The sequence below is a fragment of the Streptomyces sp. NPDC058751 genome (genome assembly GCF_042746485.1).
Taxonomy (GTDB): domain Bacteria; phylum Actinomycetota; class Actinomycetes; order Streptomycetales; family Streptomycetaceae; genus Streptomyces.
The window spans coordinates 66,113-80,634 of the sequence record NZ_JBHYPZ010000024.1 but is presented as its reverse complement, the minus strand read 5'-3'; the positions used below and the strand labels follow the sequence as shown (position 1 = coordinate 80,634).

The 14,522-nt window shown below is 70.3% G+C and carries 13 protein-coding genes; 6 read left to right on the top strand and 7 right to left on the bottom strand.

Annotation, left to right across the window (positions count from 1 at the left end):
- Positions 1-26: 26 nt before the first annotated feature.
- Positions 27-692 carry a response regulator gene (locus ACFW6B_RS22565; RefSeq protein WP_386598299.1) on the bottom strand — a complete coding sequence of 222 codons (666 nt, stop codon included), beginning with the start codon at positions 690-692 and terminating at the stop codon, positions 27-29.
- A 411-nt stretch (positions 693-1,103) separates the two neighbouring features.
- On the opposite strand from ACFW6B_RS22565, the gene pdhA reads away from it, so the two are divergent.
- Genes pdhA through ACFW6B_RS22550 form a run of 3 tightly spaced genes read left to right on the top strand, consistent with a single transcriptional unit; the run spans position 1,104 to position 4,777 of the window.
- Positions 1,104-2,333 carry a pyruvate dehydrogenase (acetyl-transferring) E1 component subunit alpha gene (pdhA, locus tag ACFW6B_RS22560; RefSeq protein ID WP_386598298.1) on the top strand — a complete coding sequence of 410 codons (1,230 nt, stop codon included), beginning with the start codon at positions 1,104-1,106 and terminating at the stop codon, positions 2,331-2,333.
- Between the two features lie 2 nt (positions 2,334-2,335).
- Complete coding sequence (locus ACFW6B_RS22555) at positions 2,336-3,316, top strand: alpha-ketoacid dehydrogenase subunit beta (protein WP_386598297.1); 981 nt, start codon at positions 2,336-2,338, stop codon at positions 3,314-3,316.
- A 9-nt stretch (positions 3,317-3,325) separates the two neighbouring features.
- Positions 3,326-4,777, top strand: a complete 1,452-nt coding sequence (locus ACFW6B_RS22550; RefSeq protein WP_386598296.1) for a dihydrolipoamide acetyltransferase family protein — start codon at positions 3,326-3,328, stop codon at positions 4,775-4,777.
- 207 nt (positions 4,778-4,984) lie between these two features.
- On the opposite strand, the gene ACFW6B_RS22545 is transcribed toward ACFW6B_RS22550, so the two are convergent.
- Complete coding sequence (locus tag ACFW6B_RS22545; RefSeq protein WP_386598295.1) at positions 4,985-5,884, bottom strand: D-alanyl-D-alanine carboxypeptidase family protein; 900 nt, start codon at positions 5,882-5,884, stop codon at positions 4,985-4,987.
- Between the two features lie 202 nt (positions 5,885-6,086).
- Between ACFW6B_RS22545 and ACFW6B_RS22540 the strand changes: the two genes are divergently transcribed.
- Positions 6,087-6,761 (top strand): GntR family transcriptional regulator, encoded by a 675-nt coding sequence (locus ACFW6B_RS22540; RefSeq protein WP_386598294.1) that lies wholly within the window; start codon positions 6,087-6,089, stop codon positions 6,759-6,761.
- A complete protein-coding gene (locus ACFW6B_RS22535; protein WP_386598292.1) occupies positions 6,758-8,056 on the top strand; it encodes a nitrate/nitrite transporter in 1,299 nt (432 codons plus the stop codon). Before ACFW6B_RS22540 ends, ACFW6B_RS22535 begins: the two co-directional genes overlap by 4 nt.
- Positions 8,057-8,198: 142 nt before the next feature.
- Here the strand turns inward: ACFW6B_RS22535 and ACFW6B_RS22530 are convergent, their stop codons facing one another.
- On the bottom strand, positions 8,199-9,023 hold the full coding sequence (locus ACFW6B_RS22530) for a maleylpyruvate isomerase family mycothiol-dependent enzyme (protein ID WP_386598291.1): 825 nt from the start codon (positions 9,021-9,023) through the stop codon (positions 8,199-8,201).
- 155 nt (positions 9,024-9,178) lie between these two features.
- Here ACFW6B_RS22530 and ACFW6B_RS22525 point away from each other — a divergent pair, with 155 nt between their 5' ends.
- A complete protein-coding gene (locus tag ACFW6B_RS22525) occupies positions 9,179-9,994 on the top strand; it encodes a carbon-nitrogen family hydrolase (protein WP_386598290.1) in 816 nt (271 codons plus the stop codon).
- Between the two features lie 103 nt (positions 9,995-10,097).
- Here ACFW6B_RS22525 and ACFW6B_RS22520 read toward each other — a convergent pair whose 3' ends face one another.
- From ACFW6B_RS22520 to ACFW6B_RS22505, 4 genes are all read right to left on the bottom strand, one after another.
- The gene (locus ACFW6B_RS22520; RefSeq protein ID WP_386598289.1) at positions 10,098-10,592 is read right to left on the bottom strand and encodes an LURP-one-related/scramblase family protein; all 495 of its coding nucleotides are present in this window, start codon (positions 10,590-10,592) and stop codon (positions 10,098-10,100) included.
- 189 nt (positions 10,593-10,781) lie between these two features.
- Positions 10,782-11,027 (bottom strand): DUF6458 family protein, encoded by a 246-nt coding sequence (locus ACFW6B_RS22515; RefSeq protein WP_386598287.1) that lies wholly within the window; start codon positions 11,025-11,027, stop codon positions 10,782-10,784.
- 133 nt (positions 11,028-11,160) lie between these two features.
- The gene (locus tag ACFW6B_RS22510; protein ID WP_386598286.1) at positions 11,161-12,471 is read right to left on the bottom strand and encodes a M18 family aminopeptidase; all 1,311 of its coding nucleotides are present in this window, start codon (positions 12,469-12,471) and stop codon (positions 11,161-11,163) included.
- A gap of 152 nt (positions 12,472-12,623) precedes the next feature.
- Positions 12,624-14,450, bottom strand: a complete 1,827-nt coding sequence (locus tag ACFW6B_RS22505; protein ID WP_386598285.1) for an acyl-CoA dehydrogenase — start codon at positions 14,448-14,450, stop codon at positions 12,624-12,626.
- Positions 14,451-14,522: the final 72 nt, after the last annotated feature.

Genomic DNA, 14,522 nt, shown 5'->3' with positions numbered 1-14,522 from the left:
CCCGCCAGGAGCGCCGCCGTTCCGCGTCAGGGGTGCCGCTCCTGTTCCTGTTTGCGTGCCACATAGGCGGCCGCCTGCGACCGGCGCTGCATTCCCAGTTTGGACAGCAGGCTCGACACGTAGTTCTTGATCGTCTTCTCGGCGAGGTGCAGCCGCTCCCCGATCTGGCGGTTGGTGAGCCCTTCGCCGATCAGGTCGAGGATCCTGCGTTCCTGCTCGGTGAGACGGGCGAACCGCTCGTCCTCCCCGGTGCCGCCGCCGTCCCGCAGCCTCTCCAGGACGCGCGCGGTGGCCACGGGGTCGAGCAGGGACTTCCCGGCCGCGACGTCCCGTACGGCCGCGAGCAGTTCGTTGCCGCGGATGGCCTTGAGGACGTAGCCCGAGGCGCCCGCCATGATCGCGTCGAACAGGGCCTCGTCGTCGGCGTACGAGGTCAGCATCAGGCATTTGACGTCCGCGTCGGCGGAGCGGATCTCGCGGCAGACCTCCACGCCGCTGCCGTCCGGGAGGCGCACGTCCAGGACGGCGACGTCCGGTCTGGTGGCCGGGATCCGCACCAGTGCGTCGGCCGCCGTACCCGCTTCCCCGACCACGTCGATGTCGTCCTCGCCGGCGAGCAGCTCATGGACACCGCGGCGGACCACTTCGTGGTCATCGAGGAGGAATACGGTGATTTTCCCGATTTCGTGCACGCTTCAGTCTCACACACGGCCCGGCGCATTGCCCCAGGTGAACTCTTCCCGAGGCCGGGGTGGCCGGGATAACGTGCCGGTGTTCCGGCCCCCTGCAAAGCTGTGACCAGTGCTGTGACCAGCGCCTGTTCCGACCCTCTCGATCTAGTAGGAAATTCACCTTTCCAAGTACTTGGATTTCCTATCAAAATCGCAGGTCAGAAGGGGTTTCACAGAAATGTGAAGCACTGGGTAACGTGGCAGTTGCAGGGCGCTCGCCGGGGCACCTGTCACGCCTGTTCCCGGCCGAGTGGCACCCACCCCGTGCACGGGTGCCGGAACAGGCGAGCCGCTCTCCCGAGCTCGAACCGCGAGCGAGGGGGACCCCAGCCTTCCGGCAACCCCGGGGGCCGGACCGACGGAGGAGCACACGTGACCGTGGAGAGCACTGCCGCGCGCAAGCCGCGACGCAGCGCCGGTACGAAGAGCGCTGCGAGCGCCAGTACGACCGGTACCAAGAGCGCCGCGAGCAGGAGCGCAGGCGCGGCCGCCAGGAAGTCGCCCGGGGCGACGGGCGGCGGGCCGGAGCTCGTTCAGCTGCTGACCCCGCAGGGCAAGCGGGTCAAGGACGCCACGTACGACCCGTACGTCGCCGACATCACCCCCGAAGAGCTGCGCGGTCTGTACCGGGACATGGTCCTGAGCCGTCGCTTCGACGCCGAGGCCACCTCCCTGCAGCGCCAGGGCGAGCTGGGCCTGTGGGCCTCGATGCTCGGCCAGGAGGCCGCCCAGATCGGCTCCGGCCGCGCCACCCGCTCCGACGACTACGTCTTCCCGACCTACCGCGAGCACGGCGTCGCCTGGTGCCGCGGGGTCGACCCGACCAACCTGCTCGGCATGTTCCGGGGTGTGAACAACGGCGGCTGGGACCCGAACAGCAACAACTTCCACCTGTACACGATCGTCATCGGCTCGCAGGCGCTGCACGCCACCGGCTACGCCATGGGCGTCGCCAAGGACGGTGCCGACTCGGCCGTGATCGCGTACTTCGGTGACGGCGCCTCCAGCCAGGGCGACGTCATGGAGGCCTTCAACTTCGGCGCGGTCTACAACGCGCCGGTCGTGTTCTTCTGCCAGAACAACCAGTGGGCGATCTCCGAGCCGACCGAGCGCCAGATGCGCGTGCCGCTCTACCAGCGCGCGCAGGGCTTCGGCTTCCCCGGCGTCCGCGTCGACGGCAACGACGTCCTCGCCTGCCTGGCGGTCACCAAGTGGGCGCTGGAGCGGGCCCGCAACGGCGAGGGCCCCACCCTGGTCGAGGCGTACACCTACCGCATGGGCGCGCACACCACCTCCGACGACCCCACCCGCTACCGGGGCGACGACGAGCGCGCGGCCTGGGAGGCGAAGGACCCGATCCTGCGCCTGCGCGCCCACCTGGAGGCCGCGAACCACGCGGACGAGGCATTCTTCGCGGAGCTCGAGGCCGAGAGCGAGGCGCTCGGCAAGCGGGTACGCGACGTGGTACGAGCCATGCCTGACCCGGACCACTTCGCCATCTTCGAGAACGTGTACGCGGACGGGCACGCGCTCGTCGACGAGGAGCGCGCCCAGTTCGCCGCCTACCAGGCGTCGTTCGCGGACGCCGTGGAGGGCAAGTAGCCATGACGACGGAAAAGATGGCGCTGGCCAAGGCGATCAACGAATCGCTGCGCACGGCCCTCGAGGCCGACCCCAAGGTCCTCGTCATGGGCGAGGACGTCGGCAAGCTCGGCGGTGTCTTCCGGGTCACCGACGGGCTCCAGAAGGACTTCGGCGAGGAGCGGGTCATCGACACCCCGCTCGCCGAGTCCGGCATCGTCGGCACCGCGATCGGTCTGGCCCTGCGCGGCTACCGTCCGGTCGTGGAGATCCAGTTCGACGGGTTCGTCTTCCCGGCGTACGACCAGATCGTCACCCAGCTCGCGAAGATGCACGCGCGGGCGCTCGGCAAGATCAAGCTGCCCGTCGTCATCCGCATCCCCTACGGCGGCGGCATCGGCGCGGTCGAGCACCACTCGGAGTCCCCGGAGGCGCTGTTCGCGCACGTGGCGGGCCTGAAGGTGGTCTCTCCCTCGAACGCCGGCGACGCCTACTGGATGATGCAGCAGGCCATCCAGAGCGACGACCCGGTGATCTTCTTCGAGCCCAAGCGGCGCTACTGGGACAAGGGCGAGGTCGACAAGGACGCCATCCCCGGTCCGCTGCACAAGGCGCACCTCGCGCGCGAGGGCAGCGACCTCACCCTGGTCGCGTACGGCCCGATGGTGAAGGTCTGCCTGGAGGCCGCCGCGGCCGCCCAGGAGGAGGGCAAGTCGATCGAGGTCCTGGACCTGCGCTCGATGTCGCCGATCGACTTCGACTCGATCCAGGCCTCGGTCGAGAAGACCCGCCGCCTGGTCGTGGTGCACGAGGCACCGGTGTTCCTCGGGACGGGCGCGGAGATCGCGGCCCGGATCACCGAGCGGTGCTTCTACCACCTGGAGGCACCCGTCCTGCGGGTCGGCGGCTACCACGCCCCGTACCCGCCGGCACGCCTGGAGGAGGAGTACCTTCCGGGCCTGGACCGGGTGCTCGACGCCGTCGACCGCTCGCTGGCGTACTAGGAGAGAGTCGTGACGACGATGACTGAGAACGCGTCGGGGCTCCGCGAGTTCAAGATGCCCGATGTGGGTGAGGGACTCACCGAGGCGGAGATCCTCACGTGGTACGTCCAGGTCGGTGACACGGTCACCGACGGACAGGTCGTGTGCGAGGTCGAGACCGCCAAGGCCGCGGTCGAACTGCCGATCCCCTACGACGGCGTGGTGAGCGAACTCCGCTTCCCCGCGGGCACGACGGTGGACGTCGGCCAGGTGATCATCGCGGTGGACGTGTCCGGTGGCGCGGCGCCCGCGCCGGCGGCCCCGGCCGCCGCGCAGGCTCCGGCGGCGCCCGCCGCTCCGGCGCAGGCCCCCGTCGAGGAGGAGGCCAAGCCCGAGGGCCGCAAGCCGGTCCTCGTCGGGTACGGCGTGGCGGAGTCCTCCACCAAGCGGCGCCCCCGCAAGGGCGCCGAGACCCCGGCCCAGCAGGGCGGGGCGATGTACGCGGCCACCGCGATCCAGGGCGAGCTCAACGGCCACGGGTCCGCACCGCAGCAGCGGCCCCTCGCCAAGCCCCCGGTCCGCAAGCTGGCCAAGGACCTCGGCGTCGACCTGGCGACGGTCACCCCGTCGGGCCCGGACGGCATCATCACCCGCGAGGACGTGCACGCGGCCGCCGCCCCGGCACAGGCCCCCGCTCCGGTCGCCACCCCCGTCGCGGTCCAGCCTGCCCCGGTCCAGCCGCAGGCACCCGCTCCGGCCCCCGCCGTGTCGTACGACGGCGCGCGGGAGACCCGGATCCCGGTCAAGGGCGTCCGCAAGGCGACGGCCGCCGCGATGATCGGCTCGGCGTTCACCGCGCCGCACGTCACCGAGTTCGTCACGGTCGACGTGACGCGCACGATGCGGCTGGTCGAGGAGCTCAAGCAGGACAAGGACATGCAGGGGCTGCGGGTCAACCCGCTGCTGCTCGTGGCCAAGGCCCTGCTCGTCGCGATCAAGCGCAACCCCGAGGTGAACGCGTCCTGGGACGAGGCCAACCAGGAGATCGTCCAGAAGCACTACGTGAACCTGGGCATCGCCGCGGCCACCCCCCGCGGGCTGATCGTGCCGAACATCAAGGACGCCCACTCCAAGACCCTGCCGCAGCTGGCCGAGTCGCTGGGTGAACTGGTGGCCACGGCCCGGGAGGGCAAGACCTCGCCGGCCGCGATGCAGGGCGGCACGGTGACGATCACCAACGTCGGCGTCTTCGGCGTCGACACCGGCACGCCGATCCTCAACCCCGGCGAGTCCGCGATCCTCGCGGTGGGCGCGATCAAGCTCCAGCCCTGGGTCCACAAGGGCAAGGTCAAGCCCCGCCAGGTCACCACGCTGGCACTCTCCTTCGACCACCGCCTGGTCGACGGCGAGCTCGGCTCCAAGGTCCTCGCCGACACCGCGGCCGTCCTGGAGCAGCCCAGGCGGCTGATCACCTGGGCGTGAGCCGTCCGGCCGCGCGGATGTGAGTCCGTCCGGCCGGAAGCGATCGCACGACCGCCGAGGGCGCCTCTTCGCCGTACGTGAAGAGGCGCCCTCGGCATGGGCCGGACCGGGTGTCCCGGACGGCCCGGCACAGCAGAGGGGCCCGCCGCGCACCGCCCGGCAGGCCCCTCTTCGGATCTGTACCGCTGTGTTTCCGCGTCCGCGGTCTCAGCGGGCGAAGCTGTAGTCCAGCAGCTTCTTGGCGTCGGCCGTGCGGTTGGTGATCGACGAGGAGGCGAGCACCGTACCGATGATCGTCTTGCCGTTACGGGTGGCGGCGAACACGAGGCAGTACTTCGCCTCGGGGCCCGACCCGGTCTTGACGCCGATCGTGCCGGAGTAGCCGGTCAGCAGCGGCTTGTTGGTGTTCTCCCACGTGTAGTAGCGGTAGCCACCACTCGAGGTCGTCACCTTCTGCTTGGTGGTGACGGTCTTGACGATCGTCTTGAACGTGGTGCTCTTCATGGCGCTGCGGGCGAGCTTCGTCAGGTCGCGCGGCGTCGAGTAGTTCGCACCGTGGCCGACACCGTCGAACGAGTCGAAGTGGGTGTTCGTCATGCCGAGGCTCTGCGCGGTGGTGTTCATCTTGCCGATGAACGACTTCACGCGCGCGGCGCGCGTCGAGCCCGAGCCGAACTTGTCGGCGAGCGCGTAGGCGGCGTCGCAGCCGGACGGCAGCATCAGACCGTAGAGGAGCTGACGGACGGAGACCTTGTCGCCGACGATCAGGTGGGCCGTGGAGAGGTAGCCGTTGTCGACGATGTAGTTGCTGTACGCGCTCGAGACCGTGACCTTGGCGTCCAGGTCCAGGTTCGTCTGGGCGAGCACGACCTTGGCCGTCATGATCTTCGTGGTGGAACCGGTGGACAGCTTGGTGTCCGCGGCCTTCGTGTAGAGGGTCGTACCGGTTCCGCTGTTCATGGTGTAACCGCCCTTGGCGGTGACGGTGGGCGTGGCGACGGCGCCCGCCGGCGCGGCGCCGAAGGCTCCGGCTGCCAGCACGGCGCCGGTGGTGAGGGTCACAGCGGCGGCCCTGCGGAAACGCGTGCCCTTAATGCCGGTAATCAAAATGAACGCTCCGAATGCGCGAAATGCCCCTGGGAGAACGGCGCATGAGAGTGCCGTCCCACGTTCAGACTCGTGGGCCGGGTGAAGGGATGTGCGCCCGGCGGGTGAAATTCATGTGATCTGGGTTACACGCGGAGGCCGTTGGGGTCCGCATGCCGGAACGCGCCCTGGAATGCGTACGTGTTGTATCTATGATGTGCGCATGAATTCAGCCCCTCCCGTGCCGACGCGGTCCCCCGTGAAGCAGCCGCCGGCGGCCGACCGCGTCTACACACACGTCAAGGACGGGGTCCTGGAGCGCCGCTACGAGGGCGGGTCCCTGCTCACCGAGGGCGAACTCGCCGACGCGGTGGGCGTCTCACGCACCCCGGTCCGCGAGGCGCTGCTCCGCCTGGAGGTCGAAGGGCTGATCAAGCTCTACCCGAAGAAGGGCGCGCTCGTCCTGCCGGTCTCCGCCCAGGAGATCGCCGACGTGGTCGAGACCCGCCAGCTCGTGGAGGAGCACGCCGCGCGCAAGGCCGTACCGGCGTCGCCGCGGCTCCTGGCCCGTCTGGAGGAACTGCTCGACCGGCAGAAGGAACAGGCCGCCGCCGGTGACCTGGCCGGCGCCGCCGTCACCGACCGCTGCTTCCACGCCGAGATCGTCCGCAGCGGGGGCAACGAGATCCTCTCCCGCCTCTACGACCAGCTCCGCGACAGGCAGCTCAGGATGGGAGTCGCCGTGATGCACGCCCACCCCGACCGGATCACCAAGACGCTCGTCGAGCACGAGCAGATCCTCGAGGCGCTGCGCTCCGGCGACGCCGACGCGGTCGTCGCCCTCATCCACGGACACGTGAGCTGGTTCTCCAACCTGGCCCGGGGCGAGGTCCGATGAGCTCCCCGGCCACCCTGCCCGGAGACCCGCCGGGCGGCCGGCGCGCGGTCGCCGTCTGGGGCATCGGTGTCGCGGTCTACTTCGTCGCGGTCATCTTCCGTACGTCCCTGGGGGTGGCCGGGCTCGACGCGGCGGAGCGCTTCCACGTGGGCGCCTCCGCCCTGTCCACCTTCTCCATCCTCCAGCTCCTCGTCTACGCGGGCATGCAGATACCGGTCGGGCTCCTCGTCGACCGGCTCGGCACCAAGAAGGTGCTGGCCATCGGCGTCCTGCTGTTCACCGCGGGACAGCTGGGCTTCGCGTTCTCCTCGTCGTACGGCATGGCGCTCGCCTCGCGCGCCCTGCTGGGCTGCGGTGACGCGATGACGTTCATCAGCGTGCTGCGGCTCGGCACCCGGTGGTTCCCCGCCCGGCGCGGACCGCTCGTCGCGCAGCTCGCGGGCCTGGCCGGCATGGCCGGAAACCTCGTCTCGACCCTCGTGATCGCCAGGCTGCTGCACGGCGTGGGCTGGACGGCCGCGTTCGCCGGCAGCGCCGCCGCCGGTGTGCTCGTCCTCGTCCTCCTGCTGCTGTTCCTGCAGGACCACCCCGAAGGCCACCACCCCGAGCCGTTCCCGCACAGGGGCGCCGCCTATGTCCGCCGGCAGATCCTCGCCTCCTGGCGGGAACCCGGCACCCGGCTGGGGCTGTGGGTGCACTTCACCACGCAGTTCCCGGCGATGGTGTTCCTGCTGCTGTGGGGGATGCCGTTCCTCGTCCAGGCCCAGGGCCTCACGCGGGCCACGGCCGGTGAGCTGCTGACACTCGTCGTCCTGGCCAACATGGGTGCCGGGCTGGTGTACGGACAGATCGTCGCCCGGCACCACACCGCGCGGCTTCCGCTGGCGCTGGGCACGGTCGCGGCGACGGCCGTCGTGTGGGCGGGGGTGCTGGTGTACCCCGGTGGGCACGCCCCGATGTGGCTGCTGGTGGTGCTGTGCGTGGTGCTCGGGCTCTGCGGTCCGGCCTCGATGCTCGGCTTCGACTTCGCGCGCCCGGCGAACCCGCCGGAGCGTCAGGGAACCGCGTCCGGGATCACCAACATGGGCGGTTTCGTCGCCTCCATGACGACGCTGCTGGCCATCGGCGTCCTGCTCGACGCCACCGGCGAGAACTATCGGATCGCCTTCGCGGCCGTGTTCGTGCTCCAGGCGCTCGGGCTGAGCCAGATCTTCCGGCTGCGCACGCAGGCGGCCCGCCGGGAACGGGAGCGGCTCGTGGCCAGCCGGGTGGAGACGGTGCACGTACCGGCGTAGCCGCGAAGGCCGCACCGCTGTCCTGCCGCCGCTGTGGCTGTCCCGTCGCCGTGCCGCTGCCGCCGTCCGGGGCACGTGGAGCGGGACGGAGGGGCGGGGAGCACCCCCGCCCCGTCGCCCGCGTGGGTTCCCGACCCGCCCGTTACGGCGTGACGGCGAGGCTGCGCAGGATCGCCGCGGTCAGTTCCGGGTCGCCCTCGGCCTTGATCCGGTCGGACACGGCGTCGGGGTTGACGCGACCGCAGCAGAGCCGGACGAAGGTCTCCCAGTCGAGGCTCAGGCTCACCGCGGGGCCGAGGGAGGGCGAGCCGTTTATCGTCCCGCGCCCGTCGGCGTTCACGCGGACGGTGCGGAGGAACTCGACGGGACCGTGCACGTCGAAGACGACCGCGGAGTTCGCGGGCGCCCCCGCGTCCTTGGCGACGATCTTCGGCAGCGCGGCCAGGAGCTGGTCCCGCACGATCCCCGAACCGGGGGAGTCGAGGTTCCCCGGCCGGCCCAGCGTCCACCGCAGGTCCTGCTCGTGCACCCACACGTCGAAGGCGCGGTTGCGCATCGCCTGCTCGAGGGTGATCTCGGTGCCCAGCGGACCCCGCACCTTGGCGTCGGGCTGCCGCGACTCGTTCCGCAGCTGCCGGTTGCGGCGGATGACCGTGTACTCCAGCTCGGAGGTCATCTCCGGCGCCGTGTGGTGGCGGCGCACGTCGACCTGCATCTCCATGTACCGCTGGTGTTCGTTCGTGACGTGGTAGAGGTCGCGGGGAAGGGTGTGGATCGGCCGGGGGTCGCCGAGCATCTCGCAGTCCAGCCCGATGACGTGCGAGACGATGTCACGGACCGACCAGCCGGGGCACGGGGTCCGCCGGTTCCACTCGCCCTCCACGAGCGGCTGCACCAGCTCGGATATCGCTTCGATCGAGTGGGTCCAGGCGTCGGCGTAGGACTGAAGGCTCGGATGCAGACTCACGGAACGGGACCCCTCGGGCGGTTGGACGCGGGCATTTCACAGGCAGCGGGTGTCTTGGGACGCTAAGTTACGCTGCTGTGAGGCACCCCGGCAGTGCTTTCGTGTGACGATCGTAGGCCCGTATCGACGGCTCGAATTGCCAGGACGGTGGTAGTGTGCGCGCCTCGCTCCTCCAGATCGACGTAAACGACGACGAATCGGTCGCATCGCGCAGGCGGCGCGTGGCGGACCTGGTACGTGATCAGGCCGGAGTCGATCTCGTCGTGCTCCCCGAGCTGTGGACCACCGGCGCCTTCGCCTACGAGGAGTTCGCCGCGCGGGCCGAACCGCTCCGGGGGCCGACCCACGAGGCGATGAGCAAGGCCGCGAGCGACGCGGGCGTGTGGCTGCACGCCGGCTCGGTCCCCGAGCGTGCCACGTCCGGGACCGGTTCCGCGGCCGGGGGTGCGCTCTACAACACCTCCCTCGTCTACTCCCCCGCCGGCGAACTCGTCGCCTCCTACCGCAAGATCCACCGCTTCGGCTTCGACCAGGGCGAGGCCGTGCTGATGGGCGCCGGCACGGAACTGGTGACGGTGGAGCTGCCGGAGACCGTCGTCGGCCTCGCCACCTGCTACGACCTGCGCTTCCCCGAGATGTTCCGCGGGCTCGTCGACGCGGGGGCGCAGACCTTCGTCCTCTCGGCCGGCTGGCCCGAACGGCGCCGCGCCCACTGGACCCTGCTCGCCCGGGCGCGCGCCGTCGAGAACCAGGCGTACGTCCTCGCCTGCGGAACGGCCGGCACGCACGCGGGGGTTCCCCAGGCGGGTCACTCGATCGTGGTCGACCCGTGGGGTGACGTCCTCGCCGAGGCGGGGCCTGACGAGGAGATCCTCACCGTGGAGTTCGACCCGGCGAAGGTCGCGGCGACACGGGAACAGTTCCCGGCCCTGAAGGACCGCCTGCTGGGCCTGGAGACCCCCGCCCGCTGACCGCCGCCCCGCCCGCGGGCCGGCACCCGCTCCACCACCGCCGGCCGGGTCCCGCCTCGCCGTTCCGGCGGGCGTCCGCCCGGCCGCGCGGCCGGACGTGCGCTCAGCCGACCCCCCGTTCCTTCTCCGCCAGGTGGATCACGCACACCGTGACCGCGATCAGCAGCGCCGGATCGGCGTCCTCCCGTACGACGTCGACGCCGTAGGTGTCGCGGAGGCGGAGCCAGCGGCGGGAGATCCGGGCGAGGAGTTCGCCGTCGTGGTCCACGGCGAACTCGCGGTCGAGGATCTTGCCGCTGACGTCGAGTTCGGTGCCGTCGACCAGCGACACGCGATAGTGGTTGCGGAGCAGGGACCAGCGCTTGCGCTTGATGGTCGCGAGCGGATCGCCGTCCCGCTCGATGATCATCGTGTCGTGCAGCGCGAACATCTTCTTGTGGATGTCGATCAGGACGCGTCCGCCGGTGTCCTTCAGCTGGAAGGTGTCCCGCAGCCGCATGGCCTTGCCGTCGACGAGGAAGACCCTGTCGCCGTGGTCGTCCTCGATCCAGTAGTCGTCACCGAAGCCGAGCAGCCGGTCGCGTACGAGGTATCTCATGCCGTCACCGGTTCCCCGGCGGGCGCTTTGAAACGCCGCCGGTAGGCCGACGGGCCGAGTCCCGTCGCCCGGCGCACCCGCTCGCGCCGGCCGGCGGCCGGCCGCCACGACGGGATCCCCGCCCACGTGGACGCGACGACGGGGCACGTCCTGGACCGGCGACCCGTCGCGCGCTACGCCTGTCCCGGCTCAGACGCCGTAGCCGTCCGAGTAACCGTCACGGCGGTGCCGGTCGTCGTCCACGACCGTCGCGGCCGGCGGTACGACGACGCGCCTGCGCCTCGCGATGCTGCTGAAGGTCGTCACGCCGATCAGCCCGACGATCATGAGGATCACGCCGACCAGGTGAAGGTTGACCCCCTGCATGTGCCAGTCGGTCGCGAACGTGAGGATCGCCCCTGCGGCGATCAGGATGATGCATCCGCCCAGGCCCATGGGTGTCGTCTCCTTGAGGTAGCAACTCCGAGTCGTACCGGACGCGTTCCGGGTACCCGGGACCCCACGGGCCATGCGGAGGGGAGCCCTCACGGTGCCGCGCGCCGTCTTCCGGCGACGGTGTGCGGCACCGTCACACGGAGGCGGGCCGCCCTTCCAGGAACGCCACCAGCGCGTTTGTCAGCAGGAACGGGTCGTCCGCGGCGCAGAGTTCGCGGGCGCTGTGCATCGACAGGATGGCCACGCCGATGTCGACCGTCCTGATGCCGTGCCGCGCCGCCGTGATGGGGCCGATGGTGGTGCCGCAGGGCATGGAGTTGTTGGAGACGAAGGACTGGAACGGCACGCCGGCCCTCTCGCAGGCGGCGGCGAACACGGCCCGGCCCGAACCGTCGGTGGCGTAGCGGTTGTTGACGTTCACCTTGAGGATGGGGCCGCCGCCCGCGCGCGGGTGGTGCGTCGGGTCGTGCCGCTCGGCGTAGTTGGGGTGCACGGCGTGGCCGGTGTCGCAGGAGAGGCAGACGGTGCCGGCGAAGGCGCGCGCCCGGTCCTCGTAGGAGCCGCCGCGGGCGAAGACAGAACGTTCCAGCACGCCGCCGAGCAGGGGGCCGTCGGCGCCGGTGTCGCTCTGGGAGCCGTTCTCCTCGTGGTCGAAGGCGGCGAGGACCGGGATGTAGGACAGCGCGGAGTCCGCGGCGGCGGCCGCCGCCAGTGCGGCCGTGGCCGCGTGCACGGACAGCAGGTTGTCCATGCGCGGACCGGCGAGCAGTTCGTTGTCGCGGCCCAGGTAGGCGGGGGGCTCGATGGAGTGGGTCATCAGGTCCCAGCCGGTGACCTCGCCCGCGGGCAGCCCCGACTCCTCCTCCAGGAAGGAGATCAGGTCGCCCTCGCGGGCGTCGCCGAGTCCCCAGACGGGCTGGAGGTGGCGCTGCTTGTCGAGCTTGAGGCCGTCGCTGGTGACGGAACGGTCCAGGTGGATGGCGAGCTGCGGCACGCGCAGCAGGGGGCGGTCGATGTTGACCAGCCGGGTCGAGCCGTCCCGCAGCGACAGGCGTCCGGCCAGGCCCAGGTCCCGGTCGAGCCAGGAGTTCAGCAGCGGTCCGCCGTAGATCTCCACGGCGACCTGCCGCCAGCCGTGCGCGCCGGAGTCGGGCAGGGGCTTGACCCGCAGGTTCGGGGAGTCGGTGTGCGCGCCGATGATCCGGAACGGTGTGTGCGGCTCGGCGCCCTCGGGGACGTACCAGGCGATGATCGCCCCTCCGCGCAGCACGTACTTCCCGCCGCTGGTCCCTTCCCACGCGTCTGTCTCGGCGACCTGACGGAACCCGGCCTTCTCCAGCCGCTCGGCGGCGGTCGCCACGGCGTGGTACGGGGTCGGGCTCGCCGTGAGGAAGGACATGAGGTCGTCGGTGTGGCCGCGGTCGAAGCGGGTGGGTGTACTCATGGTTTCACCTTAACGACGCACGAGGGCCCGCTCCCGGTGTTGGGAACGGGCCCTCGTAAGGGGGATGTGAAGGGCGGACACCTCGGGACACCTGAGCGGACGGTCAGGTGCCGGTCCGGTGCTCGCCCGGCCCGAAAGCGGCCGGCGGGCTCCTAGAAGGCGGCCTCGTCCAGCTCCATCAGGTCCAGGTCGACGCCCTCGGCGAGCTTGCGGGCGCCGGTGACGCCCGGCAGCACGTTGGCGGCGAAGAACTTCGCGGCCGCGATCTTGCCGGTGTAGAAGGGCTTGTCCTTGGCGGAGGCGGTCTCCAGCTTCTCCGCGGCGACGGCGGCACCGCGCAGCAGCAGGTAGCCGACGACCACGTCACCGGAGGCCATCAGCAGGCGGGTGGTGTTGAGGCCCACCTTGTAGATGTTCTTGACGTCCTGCTCGGTGGCGGCGAGGTCGGTCAGCATGAGGCCGACGATGGCCTCCAGCTCGACGGCGGCCTTGGCGAGCTGCTCGCGGGCGGCGGACAGCTCCTCGCCGCCCGTGCCGAGGGCCAGGAACTTCTTGATGTCCTCGGCGAGGGAGTTCAGCGCGGCGCCCTGGTTGCGGACGATCTTCCGGAAGAAGAAGTCCTGGCCCTGGATGGCGGTGGTGCCCTCGTACAGCGTGTCGATCTTGGCGTCGCGGATGTACTGCTCGATCGGGTACTCCTGCAGGAAGCCGGAGCCGCCGAAGATCTGGAGCGACTGGGCGAGCAGCTCGTAGCCCTTCTCGGAGCCGTAGCCCTTCACGATCGGCAGGAGGAGGTCGTTCAGGGCCTCGGCGGAGGAGGTGTCCTCGCCGGCGGCCTCCTTGATCTGGATCTCGTCCTGGACCGCGGCGGTGTGCAGGACCAGGGCGCGCATGCCCTCGGCGTACGCCTTCTGCGTCATGAGCGAGCGGCGCACGTCCGGGTGGTGCGTGATGGTGACCTTGGGCGCGGCCTTGTCCATGAAGTTCGCCAGGTCGGTGCCCTGGACGCGCTCCTTGGCGTACTCCAGCGCGTTCAGGTAGCCCGTCGACAGCGTGGAGATGGCCTTCGTGCCGACCATCATGCGGGCGAACTCGATGATGCGGAACATCTGGCGGATGCCGTCGTGCTTGTCGCCGATCAGCCAGCCCTTGGCGGGGTGGCGGTCGCCGAAGGTCATCTCGCAGGTGTTGGAGGCCTTGAGGCCCATCTTGTGCTCGACGTTCGTCGCGTACACGCCGTTGCGCTCGCCCAGCTCGCCCGTCTGGAAGTCGAACTCGTACTTCGGGACGAGGAAGAGGGACAGGCCCTTGGTGCCGGGGCCGTGGCCCTCGGGGCGGGCGAGGACGTAGTGGAGGATGTTCTCCTCCATGTCGTGCTCACCGGAGGTGATGAAGCGCTTCACACCCTCGATGTGCCAGGAGCCGTCCTCCTGCTGGATCGCCTTGGTGCGGCCGGCGCCCACGTCCGAGCCGGCGTCCGGCTCGGTGAGGACCATGGTGGAGCCCCACTGCTTCTCCACGGCGACCTTGGCGATGTGCTTCTGGACCTCGTTGCCCTCCTCGAAGAGGATGCCCGCGAACGCGGGGCCGCTGGAGTACATCCAGACGGCCGGGTTCGCGCCGAGGATCAGCTCCGCGTAGGCCCAGATCAGGGAGCGGGGAGAGGTGGAGCCGCCGATCTCCTCGGGCACGCCGAGACGCCAGTACTCGGAGTCCATGAACGCCTTGTACGACTTCTTGAAAGAGGCCGGGACCGGCGCGGTGTTCGTCGCCGGGTCGAAGACCGGGGGATTGCGGTCGGCGTCCGTGAAGGACTCGGCCAGCTCGTTCTCCGAGAGGCGGGTCAGCTCTTCCAGGATGCTCTTGGCGGTGTCCGTGTCCATCTCCGCGAACGGGCCGGTGCCGTACAGCTTGTCGCGCCCGAGCACCTCGAAGAGGTTGAACTCGATGTCGCGGAGATTCGACTTGTAGTGCCCCATGGCGACGGCTCCGTAAGGGATCGGCGAGGCACTGACTCCCCGCATCTATGTACACGTACCAGCAAGTAGCTA

Excerpts from the sequence above, each read along its gene's own strand:
- ACFW6B_RS22555 (WP_386598297.1), top strand. The coding sequence starts at position 2,336 with ATGACGACGGAAAAGATGGCGCTGGCCAAGGCGATCAACGAATCGCTG.
- ACFW6B_RS22535 (WP_386598292.1), top strand. The coding sequence starts at position 6,758 with ATGAGCTCCCCGGCCACCCTGCCCGGAGACCCGCCGGGCGGCCGGCGC.
- ACFW6B_RS22510 (WP_386598286.1), bottom strand. The coding sequence starts at position 12,471 with ATGAGTACACCCACCCGCTTCGACCGCGGCCACACCGACGACCTCATG.
- ACFW6B_RS22540 (WP_386598294.1), top strand. The coding sequence starts at position 6,087 with ATGAATTCAGCCCCTCCCGTGCCGACGCGGTCCCCCGTGAAGCAGCCG.
- ACFW6B_RS22515 (WP_386598287.1), bottom strand. The coding sequence starts at position 11,027 with ATGGGCCTGGGCGGATGCATCATCCTGATCGCCGCAGGGGCGATCCTC.
- ACFW6B_RS22520 (WP_386598289.1), bottom strand. The coding sequence starts at position 10,592 with ATGAGATACCTCGTACGCGACCGGCTGCTCGGCTTCGGTGACGACTAC.
- ACFW6B_RS22505 (WP_386598285.1), bottom strand. The coding sequence starts at position 14,450 with ATGGGGCACTACAAGTCGAATCTCCGCGACATCGAGTTCAACCTCTTC.